This is a genomic window from Hymenobacter montanus (assembly GCF_014699115.1).
Lineage (GTDB): Bacteria > Bacteroidota > Bacteroidia > Cytophagales > Hymenobacteraceae > Hymenobacter > Hymenobacter montanus.
On the sequence record NZ_JACXAD010000029.1, the window covers coordinates 17,842 to 30,506 of the forward strand.

The 12,665-nt window shown below is 59.8% G+C and carries 10 protein-coding genes; 4 read left to right on the forward strand and 6 right to left on the reverse strand.

Annotated elements, in window-relative coordinates; translation table 11 throughout:
* The first annotated feature begins 28 nt into the window (after nt 1-28).
* Nucleotides 29-3,037 carry a glycosyltransferase family 117 protein gene (locus tag IC235_RS19760; RefSeq protein ID WP_191006939.1) on the forward strand — a complete coding sequence of 1,003 codons (3,009 nt, stop codon included), beginning with the start codon at nt 29-31 and terminating at the stop codon, nt 3,035-3,037.
* A 58-nt stretch (nt 3,038-3,095) separates the two neighbouring features.
* On the opposite strand, the gene IC235_RS22290 is transcribed toward IC235_RS19760, so the two are convergent.
* Together IC235_RS22290 and IC235_RS19770 are read right to left on the reverse strand one after the other, a co-directional pair.
* Nucleotides 3,096-3,272: a hypothetical protein gene (locus tag IC235_RS22290; protein WP_223847434.1), complete on the reverse strand. Its 177-nt coding sequence runs from the start codon at nt 3,270-3,272 to the stop codon at nt 3,096-3,098.
* Between the two features lie 278 nt (nt 3,273-3,550).
* Nucleotides 3,551-3,766 carry a hypothetical protein gene (locus tag IC235_RS19770; protein ID WP_191006940.1) on the reverse strand — a complete coding sequence of 72 codons (216 nt, stop codon included), beginning with the start codon at nt 3,764-3,766 and terminating at the stop codon, nt 3,551-3,553.
* A gap of 182 nt (nt 3,767-3,948) precedes the next feature.
* Here IC235_RS19770 and IC235_RS19775 point away from each other — a divergent pair, with 182 nt between their 5' ends.
* Complete coding sequence (locus IC235_RS19775; protein ID WP_191006941.1) at nt 3,949-5,241, forward strand: GWxTD domain-containing protein; 1,293 nt, start codon at nt 3,949-3,951, stop codon at nt 5,239-5,241.
* Entirely contained in the window at nt 5,178-6,251 is a 1,074-nt protein-coding gene (gene rlmB / locus IC235_RS19780) for a 23S rRNA (guanosine(2251)-2'-O)-methyltransferase RlmB (RefSeq protein WP_317173615.1), read from the forward strand. Before IC235_RS19775 ends, rlmB begins: the two co-directional genes overlap by 64 nt.
* Nucleotides 6,252-6,434: 183 nt before the next feature.
* Here the strand turns inward: rlmB and IC235_RS19785 are convergent, their stop codons facing one another.
* Both IC235_RS19785 and IC235_RS19790 read right to left on the reverse strand, forming a co-directional pair.
* Nucleotides 6,435-7,517: a mannose-1-phosphate guanylyltransferase gene (locus tag IC235_RS19785; RefSeq protein ID WP_223847435.1), complete on the reverse strand. Its 1,083-nt coding sequence runs from the start codon at nt 7,515-7,517 to the stop codon at nt 6,435-6,437.
* Nucleotides 7,518-7,694: 177 nt separating this feature from the next.
* On the reverse strand, nt 7,695-8,708 hold the full coding sequence (locus tag IC235_RS19790; RefSeq protein ID WP_191006942.1) for a KpsF/GutQ family sugar-phosphate isomerase: 1,014 nt from the start codon (nt 8,706-8,708) through the stop codon (nt 7,695-7,697).
* A 303-nt stretch (nt 8,709-9,011) separates the two neighbouring features.
* Here IC235_RS19790 and recQ point away from each other — a divergent pair, with 303 nt between their 5' ends.
* Nucleotides 9,012-11,216, forward strand: coding sequence for a DNA helicase RecQ (gene recQ, locus IC235_RS19795; RefSeq protein ID WP_191006943.1), 2,205 nt, complete (start codon nt 9,012-9,014; stop codon nt 11,214-11,216).
* 85 nt (nt 11,217-11,301) lie between these two features.
* Here recQ and IC235_RS19800 read toward each other — a convergent pair whose 3' ends face one another.
* Nucleotides 11,302-11,730: a PepSY-associated TM helix domain-containing protein gene (locus IC235_RS19800; protein ID WP_191006944.1), complete on the reverse strand. Its 429-nt coding sequence runs from the start codon at nt 11,728-11,730 to the stop codon at nt 11,302-11,304.
* 280 nt (nt 11,731-12,010) lie between these two features.
* A complete protein-coding gene (locus IC235_RS19805; RefSeq protein WP_191006945.1) occupies nt 12,011-12,433 on the reverse strand; it encodes a BrxA/BrxB family bacilliredoxin in 423 nt (140 codons plus the stop codon).
* Nucleotides 12,434-12,665: the final 232 nt, after the last annotated feature.

Genomic DNA, 12,665 nt, shown 5'->3' on the forward strand with positions numbered 1-12,665 from the left:
ATAGGGGACTTACGCTTTACACGATTCTATGCGTTCCTTCAAAAGTCTGAATAACCTCGTTGGCTGGCTGGTATTTGCCATTGCCGCCGCCACGTACTTGCTTACCCTGGAGCCTACGGCTTCGTTCTGGGACTGCGGTGAGTTTATCGCCTGCTCGTATAAGCTGCTGGTCCCCCACCCCCCCGGCGCCCCCACGTTCTTGCTGCTTGGGCGCCTGTTTTCGCTGTTCTCGTTTGGCGACGTAACCAAGGTGGCAGTACTAATCAATGCCCTTTCGGGCTTGAGCAGTGCCTTCACAGTCTTGTTTTTATTCTGGATCATCACCCGTATGGCCCGCAAGCTGGTGCTGCGGGGCCAGGCCAGCGACCAAGCCATTGCCGCCGAAGCTATCGAGCCCACCGGCGCTCAGACTTTCCTGATTTTGAGTGCCGGGGTGGTAGGCGCGCTAGCGTTTACCTTTTCCGATTCCTTCTGGTTTAATGCCGTGGAGGGTGAGGTGTACGCCATGTCGGCGATGTGCACGGCGGCCGTGGTGTGGATTATGCTGAAATGGGAAGCCCACGCCAATGAGCCCGACTCCGACAAATGGCTGGTGCTCATTGCTTACGTCATCGGCCTCAGCATCGGGGTGCACTTGCTCAACCTGCTGACGCTGCCCGCGCTGGGCTTCATTTATTACTACCGCCGCACGGCCTACCCCACCACGAAGGGGGGTATTATCGTGCTGGTAGTAAGCATGATTATCGTCGGCTTCATTATGGTCGGCATCATTCCCGGCCTGCCCACCCTGGCCGGCAGCTTCGAAGTATTCTTCGTGAACACGGTTGGGCTACCCTTCAACTCAGGACTGCTTATTTTCCTGGCGCTGTTCATTGGCCTGATTTATTTGGGTTTTCGGCAGTCCTTTCAGCTTCGCAGCCGACTGCTAAACACGTCGATGCTGTGCCTGGTGTTTATCCTGATTGGGTACTCGAGCTACCTCATCGTACCGATTCGCAGCTCATTTAAGCCCACCATCAACGAAAACGACCCCGAGGATGTGCTCTCGTTTGTGAGCTACCTCAAGCGTGAACAGTACGGCTCGCGGCCCCTGCTGTATGGGCCGCAGTTCAATGCCCAGCCCAACGGCCAGGAGGAAGGCGCCCCGCGCTATGCCCGCGACGTGAAAGCCGGCCGGTACAAAGAGCTGCCGCCGCAGCCCGAATACACGTACGCGGCCGAAGACAAGATGCTGCTGCCCCGCCTCTACAGCTATGAGCCCGACCAGATTGCTAACTACAAGAAGTGGGTTGACATCCAGGACGGCGTGAAGCCCACCATGGGCCAGAACCTGAGTTTCCTGTTCCGCTACCAGATGGGCCATATGTTCTGGCGCTACTTTATGTGGAACTACGTGGGGCGGGAGTCTGATATTCAGCAGGCCGGGGTGGTTACACCCTTGAGCCCCAGCGCCAAGAGCCTGCCGCCCCGCGTGGGCGAGAGCCCGGCGCACAATAACTTTTTGGCCCTGCCGCTCATCCTGGGGCTGATTGGCTTGTTCTTCCAAAGCCGGCGCGACAGCAAAGATGCCTGGGTGACGGGCCTGCTGTTTCTCATGACGGGCCTGGCCATCGTGCTCTACCTCAACCAGCCACCCCGCGAGCCCCGCGAGCGCGACTATACCTTCACCGGAGCGACGTTTGCCTTCGCTATTTGGATCGGGCTGGGGGTGCTGGGCCTGGCCGAGATCTTTGGCAAGGTGGTGAAAGCCGACGGGCTCCGGGCCGGTTTGGCCCTGGTGGTGGGCCTGCTGGTACCGGGTATCATGGCGGCCCAGGGGTGGGACGACCACGACCGCTCGGACCGCTACAACTCGGTGGACTCGGCCAAGAACCTGCTCAATAGCTGTGCCCCCAACGCCATCCTGTTCACCAATGGCGACAACGACACCTTCCCACTCTGGTACGCCCAGGAAGTGGAAGGCGTCCGTACCGACGTGCGCGTGGCCGTGCTCAGCTACCTGAACACCGACTGGTACATCCAGCAGATGAAGCGCCGCTCGTATAAATCAGCTCCGTTTCCCATCAGCCTGGATGACCAGAACTATGCGCAGGGCACCAACGACATGCTGCCTTACGCCGCAAATCCGGCCGTACAAAGCGTGAATCTCAAGGAGTTCATTCAGCTGGTGAAGGACAACAACCCGCTGCTGCAAGTGCAGTACCAGGAGGGTGGCCCGGGCATGATGTCGTTCCCGACGCCGAACTTCTACCTGCCCGTGGATACGGCGGCGGTGAAGAAGCTCGGCATCATCCCCAAAGAGCGGGAGAAGCAGCTGGTGCCGCGCATGGAGTGGAGCATGGGCAAGCGCGCGATTGAGAAGAAAAACCTGGTGATTCTGGATATGATTGCCACGAACAACTGGCAGCGCCCCATCTACTTCAGTAGCACCGTGGCCCCGCAGGACTACATGAACCTGCAGCCCTACTTCCAGCTCGAAGGCATGGCCTACCGCCTGCTCCCGCTGAAGGACCCGAAGTATGACCCGCGCAGCGGCGACGAGGGCTACGTAGAAAAGGACGTCACCTACCAGCACCTGCTGAAGGACTTCAGCTATCGCGGCCTGCAGAACCCCCATATTTTCTACGACGAAAACCACCTGCGCTTCCCGGCTAACTACCGCGACAAGTTTGCGCGTCTGGCGACGGCCTACTTAGCGGACGGCAACCTCCCCAAAGCCAAGGAGGTAGCCGACAAGTGCCTTGAGCTGATGCCTGACAAGGCCATTCCCTACGACGTGTACTCGCCTCAGCTGGTGCCCGCGCTGATAGCGGGCGGTGAGAAAAAGAAGGCCGACGACATCCTCGATACCATGACCCGCCGCTCGGAGCAAATGCTCGCCTACTACGCCAACCGACCGGACGGCAGCCTTTTTGAAGACGACCAGCGAGGCTACTTAATCAGCCTGCAGTACGTGTACCGCGCAGCCGAGCTGAGTGGCGACAAAGCCCGCAGCGAAAAGGCCCTGGGGCTGATGAACCAATACTACCCGCGGTAGGTAAGGTGGTGTAGACCGCTTTGATGATAGAGGCCGGTTCGCAGCTGCGAACCGGCCTCTATTTTTTAATATTCAATAAGTTAACTAAGTCGTTTTGGTCGCGTGGCCGACCAGCAGCCCGCTTGGCTGCTAACAGATGGTGGTAGTGAATCAAGCGGATAGTCAGGCCCTCAACCTCTCTATCGCTGGCCTGCGCATAAGACTCGGTAAAATCCAGTCCCTTGACCGTAGTCATGATGTCGATGGCAACTGGGGCGGCCAAAGGTAAATACGTCGTATTCGGACCGATGCAGAAAGTTGTCGGCTGTCATATCGAACATTCGCATTCCAAAGGTCCGAAACGCTGGCACTAGCTGCGCATAGTTGGCGGATGTTTTCTCGACCCGGATGTCGAGGTCGCCGGTGGTCCGACTATAGCCGTGGAGGATGACAGAATAGCCGCCTACCAGCAGGTAGCGCACATTATTTTGCCGTAAGGCTTCGAGGAAATCCCGAAAGTCGGTATTGAAAATATTACCCATTGGTGCGGTGGGTGTGGGACCGACACGAGAACATCGTCCGGTCCAGGCGGGGCGGATTATTGATGTCGTAGTTATAGGCTACGCTATTTAAGTACATAGCCGCGCGCAACCGCTCGGTCGGTGTATCGGGCTGGTGGTCGCGATGATAGGCTTCGGCTTCTTCGTGAGTACCCGCGTGAAAAGCAGTGCGGTCGAGGCGGAAAGGCATAAGCTAGTAGTAAGGGGCAAAAACTGTACAAGAATGCAAATTCTACAAAGACGAACAGCCGGGAGACCAACGTTAACTAGGAATCGATTCAGGAGAACCAGGCAACAATGTCAGGTATTCTGCATTGATCAGTCTATTTCTGCGTAGGTTCTGATTAAGCTGTGATAAGGAGATTTACACCTATGAAAGGTATTATTAAATTAAGCATCATCGGCAGCTTCGTGCTGGTAGCAACTGCCGCGAAGGCGCCCCGGGCGCCGCAAGCCGTGCGCCCCGACTACGCCGGACTCTACCGCGAAGGCCCGCGCCTGGAAGTGGACAGCCGCCGTGAGGGCGACAGCCTGCGGCTATACCTACGGCTGCCGGCTCCGGCTCGCTTAGGCCCGGGCCATGTGCTGCAGGTGGCAGTGTGGCCCAGCTACGAAGCCAAACAGCCCCTGTGGGCAGACAGCGTGCCGCGCCGGCAGCAGCACCCGCGCCCCGAGGCCGGGGGAGTCCGGCTGAGCTTTTGCGTGGCAGCGGCCCACGTACCAGTGGGGTCCATTATGCAGCTGACCACCGCTCCGGCTGATCCTAAAGATGATTACCAGGAGGCCACCACTACCGCTTGGTTGCGCTTTACCGAAGCGCAATTGGGGCGCTCGTTTGTGCTTACCGATTCCGCGGGCCAGCCTTTGCTGCGCCGCTACGTGCAAGCCAACGAGGCTTTTGGCGTGGATAGCTACGGCCTCTACCAGCCCATCCGCTGGAAGCGCTACGCGGTTAACCCTACCCCCGCCCTACCGCCCATGACCAACCCGGCGGCCCTGCCCGCTGGCCCCCGCGTGCTGCCGGTACTCGACTCCGCCACTGCCCCACCCGGCGCCCAGCTGCGGTTTGCCGAGCCGGGCCTCTACGCGCTGCGGGTGGGCGGTACTGGTGGCGCGGCGTCCCCTCCGCTGGCCGTGATGGTGGCCGCCAACCAGTACCCGGCTCTCACCACTGCGGCTGAACTTATCGAGCCCCTGCGCTACCTCACCACCAGCCAGGAGCGCCAGCGGCTTACTGACGCGGCCGACCCCAAACGGGCGGTGGATAAGTTCTGGCTCGACATTGCCCAGGGCAACCAACGCCTGGGCAAAGACCTGATTCGGCGCTACTACGGCCGCGTCACCGCAGCCAACCAGCTTTTCGCCGCTCATAAGGCTGGGTGGCTTACCGACAAGGGGCTGCTGTACGTGGTACTGGGGCCGCCGCCCAGCGTGCGGCGCCTGTTCAATGGCGAGGAGCGGTGGTTTTACCCCGACGGCAACCTGGACGGCGGCCCCGTCTCCTACACCTTCCGCCCCCGGCCGAGTACCTTTGCCCCTGATTACTACGAATTGGTGCGCCGGCCCGAGTACGAACTGCTCTGGTATGCCGCCGTTGAAAAATGGAGAAACCCACCGACCGCCCTGACCGGCCCGAACGTCCCAACCGCCCCGCGCGACCGGTAGCTGGCCGCCGCTTTTACGACGGGGCCAACCGGCCCGTCATCCCCAAACAGTTTCGCCCGGACCGCGGCGGCAGCGAGTTCGACGACCGCCCCGCGCGCCCCCGGGGGCGCGGGGGCAGCGACAACCGCGACGAGGCCGCCGGCAATCGGACCGGTCGCTCCGACCGGGGCGAAGCCCGCCCGCCTTACCGCGAGCGTAATATCGACCCGTCGAATAGCCGGCCGCGCTACGAGAGCCGGCCCGCCGCCGACCGCAGCATCGACATGCTCTTCGGCTTGCGGCCCATTCTGGAAGCCTTGAGCGCCGGCCGCACCCTGGAAAAGATTTTTCTGTTGCGCGGCACCAAGAACAGCCTGGTTACGGACATTTCGACCGCGGCGCGCGCGGCTGGCATTCCCGTGCAGATGGTACCCGGCGAAAAGCTTGATAGCCTTACCCGCAAAAACCACCAGGGGGCCGTGGCCTTCGTGTCGCCGATTGACTACGCGCCACTCGACGAAATTGTGTCCAGCCTGTTTGAGGAGGGCAAAGTGCCTTTCCTGTTGCTCCTGGACCGTATTACGGATGTGCGCAACTTCGGGGCCATTGCCCGCACGGCCGAGTGCCTGGGGGTACAAGCCATTGTGGTGCCGGGGCGCGGCGCGGCTCAGATCAACGGGGATGCCTTGAAAACCTCGGCTGGCGCCCTGAACCTGCTGCCCGTATGCCGCGAAAGCAACCTGCACGAAACCGTGCGCTTCCTGCAGCAGTCGGGGGTTACGGTGGTCGCGTGTACCGAGAAAGCAGAACAAGAAATTGGAGTTGTCAACAACGATTTCACCGGTCCCGTAGCGGTGCTCATGGGCTCGGAGGAAGACGGCATCTCGCCCGAGCTGCTGCGCCTGGCGGATGTGAAGCTCAAGGTGCCCATGGCCGGGCAGATTCAGTCGTTGAACGTGAGCGTGGCCGCGGGAATTATGCTGTTCGAAGTGGCCCGGCAACGGCACCTCACGAGCCCCCACGGAGCATGACCCCCGGTTTGCGGGAGAGGGGTAACCGGTCCCGCTCGGATGAATTTTGATTCTGGAAAACAAAGAAGCCCACTTCGAGTGGGCTTCTTTCATTATTAATGAGTTCCTGTTGCGAGTCCGGTGCTCCCTCTCTTGCGGAGAGGGGTTAGGCCCCGCGGGAGTCTCGTGAGGTTCCCCAGGGTCTTAGTTATAGCCGACGCCCTTCTTCGCCTTCACATCGGCTACGAATTCCTTCACGCGCTGCTCTTCGCTGCGCTTGCAGATGAGTAGCACGTTGTCGTATTCGGCCACGATGTAGTCTTCCAGGCCCTGCACCACTACCAAACGCTCGGCGGGGGTTTTGATGACGCAGCCGGTAGTGTCGTACAGCAGCACATCGCCGCTTACCACGTTGTTGTTTTCATCGTGCTGGCCAATGCGGTGCAGCGAATCCCAGGTGCCGACGTCGCTCCACCCGAAATCGGCGGGCAACACGTAGACGTTGTCGGCTTTTTCCATCACGCCGTAGTCGATGCTGATATTGCGGCAGCGCGAGTAGGCCTGGCTGATAAACTCCTCCTCCTGCGCCGTATCGAGCATCTCGATGCCTTCGTCGAACACCTCGGCAATGTCGCCCAAGTACTGGTGAAAGGCGGCAATGATGACGTCGACGCGCCACACAAAGAGGCCGGAGTTCCACAGAAAGTCCCCGCTGTCGACAAACATGCGCGCCAGCTCCAGGTTAGGCTTCTCGGTAAAGGTTTTGACCTTGTGCAGCTTGCCGCCCGGCAACGACTGCTCATCCATGTACTGAATGTAGCCATAGCCGGTGTCGGGCCGGGAGGGCTGAATGCCGAGGGTAATGAGCACGTCGTTGGCGCGCGCTCCGGCAACGGCGACATCAACGAGACGACGGAACTCGTCGTCGCGCAGTACGGCGTGGTCGGCCGGGGTTACGATGATGGTGGCCCGGGGGTCGCGCTGAGCGATGCGATAGCTGGCGTAGGCAATGCACGGAGCTGTATTCCGGCCGATGGGTTCGCCCAAAATCTGGTCGGCGGGCAAGGCCTGCAGATGCTCCTGTACCAGCCCCACGTAATCGCGGTTGGTTACCACGAAAACGTTTTCGAGCGGACAAATGGCCGCAAAGCGTTCTACGGTCAGTTGCAGCATGGAACGGCCCAGCCCCAGAACGTCATGAAACTGCTTGGGGTGGTGGGTGCGGCTGAACGGCCAGAAGCGGCTGCCAATGCCGCCAGCCATAACAATCAGATAGGTGCTGGTCAAGGGATGAGCGGGTGAAGAGCGAAGGGGAAGGCCACTTAAAGGCCCGTACTGGCGCCCTTCACTACGTTGAAATCATAACAAAATTGCACGAGAAAGTTTGAAACGTGCCCTTATATGCACTCTGCGCTAAACTTCATTATTCGATAATTTATTATTTACTTAATCGGGTATTACTCGTTAGACAAGACCTTCGCGCAATAAATCGTGCAGGTGAATAAAGCCGGTGAATTGCCCGCCTTCGGTTACCACCAGTTGCGTGATGTTGCGCTGCTGCATGCGCGCCAGGGCTTCGGCAGCAAAGTCTTCGACGTCGATGGTGGCGGGGCGGGGCGTTAGAATGTCGCGGGCCTTTAGCTTTTCGAGGTCGGAAAAGCTGCCCAGCATGCGGCGCAAATCACCATCGGTGATGATGCCGGCGAGCTGGCCGGCAGCATCGAGCACGGCGGTGGCGCCGAGGCGCTTGCCGGATATTTCCAGGAGGACCTCTTTCAGCGGCGCGTCTTCGGCCACGTGGGGGCGCTGGTTCTGGCGGCTCAGGTCGCCCACCTTTAAATAAAGGCGCTTGCCCAGGGTGCCGCCGGGATGCAGACGAGCAAAATCGGCGGCACTGAACTGGCGGCTTTCGAGCAGGCACACGGCCAGGGCGTCGCCGAGGGCCAGGGCGGCGGTGGTGCTGGTGGTAGGGGCCAGGTTATTGGGGCAGGCCTCCTTGCGCACGGGGGCGTGGAGAATGAAGTTGGCCTGCTGCCCCAGGTAGGAGTCCGGGTTGCTCACCAACGCGGCGAGGGGCACGCCCTTGCGGCGCAGCAGCGGCACCAGCACCTTGATCTCGGGCGTGTCGCCGCTCTTGCTGATGGCCAGCACGAAGTCTTCGGGCTGAATCATGCCCAGGTCGCCGTGGATGGCATCGGCGGCGTGCATGAACAACGCCGGCGTGCCAGTGCTGTTGAGCGTGGCCACGATTTTGCCGGCGATATGGGCACTTTTGCCGATGCCCGTGACGACGACCCGGCCTTTCAGCCGTAAAATAGCCTGCACGCAACTGACGAAGTCGGGCGTGGCGGAGAGGGCCGCGGCCACGTCGAGCAGCGCCGCCGCTTCTTCCTCCAGCACTTGCCGGGCAACCGCCAGCACGTCGGCAGGAGCCGCTTCAAGGTAGTGGGCAGCAGCGGAGTCGGGGGGAGTGGCCATGGGCGAAACAGGGGAACGTCTCCGCAAAATTGGGGGAAAGAAGCTAAGCCAGCCGCCGCGCGGCCACCGGGGCAAAGCCAGCCGGGCCAACACTTTGCCAGAAGCAATAGCCCGGGCTTGTTACCCAAACAAGCTGTTTGTCATGAACTTGTTTTTGCGCCCTGGCCTACCTGGCAGCGGATGTTGCCAAATTGTTTTCCACAATTCACGGTAAGCGCCATTTTTTATGCAAAAAAACTATACGATTGCTTATCTTCGTTAAGTACCGCGCTTCTATCAGCGTTCTTTTTGAGTTCTCGCCTTATGTCATCAGTTGCCATTCAAGAAGCCCCGGCCACCCTGGCCAATTTGAAACACACCCTCAAAGAAGTATTCGGCTACGGGCAGTTTCGGGGCACGCAGGAAGCTGTTATTCAAAATGTACTAGCGGGGCACAATACGTTTGTCATCATGCCCACGGGGGCCGGCAAGAGTTTGTGCTACCAGTTACCAGCCCTGGTGGTACCGGGCACGGCTATCGTCATCTCACCGCTTATCGCCCTGATGAAAAATCAGGTTGACCAGCTGGGCGCTTTCGGCATTAATGCCCAGGTGTACAATTCCACGCTGACGAAAACCGAGATGAACCGGGTGAAAAAGGACGTCATGAGCGGCCTCGTGCGGCTGCTGTACGTGGCCCCGGAAAGCCTCACCAAGGACGACACCATTGAATTTCTGCTGAAGTCAACCATCAGCTTCGTGGCCATCGACGAGGCCCACTGCATTTCGGAGTGGGGCCACGACTTCCGGCCCGAGTACCGCAAGATTCGCGGCATCATCGACAACCTGGGGGGCAACGTACCCATTATTGCCCTCACGGCCACGGCCACGCCCAAAGTGCAACTCGACATCCAGAAGAACCTGCAGATGGACGACGCGTCGGTGTTTAAAACCAGCTTTAACCGCACCAACCTGTATTACGAGGTGCGGGCCAAGCACAACACCAAAAAGCAGCTGATCCAGTACGTGAAGCAGCACAAAGGCAAAGCCGGCATCATTTATTGCCTGAGCCGCAAGAAGGTAGAGGAGATTGCCGAGCTGCTGTGCGTCAACGATGTGCGCGCCCGCCCCTACCACGCCGGCCTCGACCAGCAAGTGCGCATCGACAACCAGGACGCCTTTCTGAACGAGGAGTGCGATGTTATCGTGGCCACCATTGCCTTCGGCATGGGCATCGACAAGCCCGACGTGCGCTTCGTTATTCACTACGACGCGCCCAAAAGCATCGAGGGCTACTACCAGGAAACCGGCCGCGGCGGCCGCGACGGCCTGGAAGGCAACTGCCTGATGTTCTACAGCTATGACGACATTCTGAAGCTGGAGAAATTCAGCAAGGACAAGCCGGTAACCGAGCGCGACAACGCCCACCAGCTGCTGGCCGAAATGACGAACTACGCCGAAAGCGCGGTATGCCGCCGGCGGCAGCTATTGCACTACTTTGGCGAAACGCTGGAGACGGACTGTGGCTTCTGCGACAACTGTCGCCACCCCAAGGAGCGGTTTGAAGGCGAAGCGGCCGTGGGCCTGGCCCTGCGGGCCGTCGTGCAAACGGAAGCCCGCTTCAACCTGACGCATATCGGCCAGGTACTGCTGGGGCTCAGCAACCCGCACATTGAGAGCTATGGCCATAACGCGCTGCCGGTGTACGGCCAGGGCAAGGAGCTCGGCGACGCGCAGTTCTGGCACTCGGTGCTGCGCCAGTGCCTGCTGAATGGCTTTTTAGAGAAGGACATCGACAGCCTCGGCCTGGTGCGCATCACCGACAAAGGCATGGACTTTATCGAAAATCCTCATGCCATTACGCTAACCAAAGACCATAACTTCGACGCCGAACAAAAGGCCGACGAGGAGAAGGAGGAAGTGCAGCACGCCGCCGGCCACGACGAGGCCCTGTTCGCCCAGCTCAAGGAGCTGCGCAAGCAGGTAGCCAAGCAGAAGAACCTGCCGCCCTACGTGCTGTTCCAGGACCCGAGCCTGAAGGAGATGGCCACTACCTACCCCACCACGCTGCACGACCTGACGCACGTGTCGGGCGTGGGCCAGGGCAAGGCCCAGAAGTTTGGGGCGCCCTTCGTGGCGGCCATTAAGAAGTACGTGGAGGACAACGACATCGAAACCGCCGAGGACGTGGTGGTAAAGTCGGCGGTGAACCGCTCCAAGATCAAGATTTACATCATCCAGCAAATCGACAAGAAGATGATGCTGGAAGACATTGCCTCGTCGAAGGGCATTAGCATGGGCGAGCTGATGGAGGAGATCGAGCACATCTGCTACTCCGGCACCCGGCTGAACCTCGACTACTACCTCAAAGAGATGGTGGAAGACGAGCGGCAGGAAGAGATTTACGACTACTTCATGTCGGCCAGCACGGATAATATTGCCGTAGCCATGAAAGAGTTGGGCGGCGAATTTACGGAGGAAGAGCTGCGACTGGTTCGCATCAAGTTCATCAGCGAGGTAGCCAACTAAGGGAAGTTTCTGACGGTAGGCATTCGTTATGGCTGCCACCGGAACCACGCGCTGCCAACACCTTGCAAGGGCGGAATACTAACCGCTACGCGGCGCCCGCGCCGGCCCATCGTCCAGTTGCGGGCCGGCGCGGGTGTAACGAGCGGGAACGGCGCCACCACAAAGCAAAGCCCGTAAGGCTGAGCAGGGCCGGCGACAGCCCACCGATGGACCACCCGATTTTGCTGATCAGCCCGCCAAACTGCCCGAAGTGTAAAGTGCTGAGCAGGGCGTCCGCCTGCGCACTCGGTTCCGCCTTGTGCAGGTCGGTTTGCTGCGTCACCTCCCCGGTGCGGATGTTGAGCGTGACGTTGTGGCTAGAATCACTGAACAGCGGGTTGCCGGCGGACAGCGCCCCGAATACCACGGCCTCAGGCGCCGCACCGTCTTCTTCCTCGACAGCGCCCAGGCCTTCGTTGCCACTTACGATGGGCGCCTGATTACCAACAACCTGCTCACCTACGTAAGCCAACATTATGCTCGGCAGCACCTAACCTTGGCCATGCCCTGCTACCTGACTTGATGATAGTGAAGTAGCAGCTGGCCAGCTTACATTGCCTGACCGTAACCGCCGCTGGACGGTGCTAGGCCTGGGGCTAGTCCTTACGCTGGGCTGTTTTCTCGCGAAGGAATCACCAAGCCCCTGACTCACCCCACTCACATAAAACGCCCCGCCTTAACTAAGGCAGGGCGTTTTATGTCAGCAGCGAAATAAAAACCAGCGTATTCCAGGTTGAACCGCGAAGACTTGCTGATTAGCAGTACTCCTCGAACGCGCCTTGCAGGTTGTTGACGATGCGCATGGCATCGGAGCCTTCGATGTGGTAGCGCTCAATCATGTGCACCAGCTCGCCATCTTTGAACAGGGCGATGCAGGGCGACGAGGGCGGGTACGGGAGCAGGTGTTCGCGCATCTTGGCGACGGCATCGGTTTCCATGCCGGCGAATACAGTCACGAGCTTGCCGGGCTTTTTTTCGGCGCTGGCCAAAGCCATTTTCAGGGCCGGACGCGCCTTGGCGGCGGCGCAGCCGCACACCGAGTTCACGGCAACTAACACGGTGCCTTCGTTCGAGGCGAGGGCCGATTCTACATCCTCGGGGGTCATCAGCTGCTCGAAACCAACTTCGGTGAGGTCTTGCCGGATGGGCGCCACCATATATTCGGGATAAACTGCCATTGTCGTAAAGCTAAAAAGTAAAAGCGGCGGGGCCGCGTACGACACAAAAGTACGAACACCTAAAGCATCAGGGCATAGGGCGAGCTTTAACTTCCGCTAGCTGGCTAACCCGCGACGACCAGATACCAATTTGGGGCAGATGCCTGAAACGGCCACCACTCGCGGGCTGGCACCAGCAGTCCTCCTTTGCATCCATGCTCTTCTTCTCGCAGAATTTTTCAGGCTACTAACG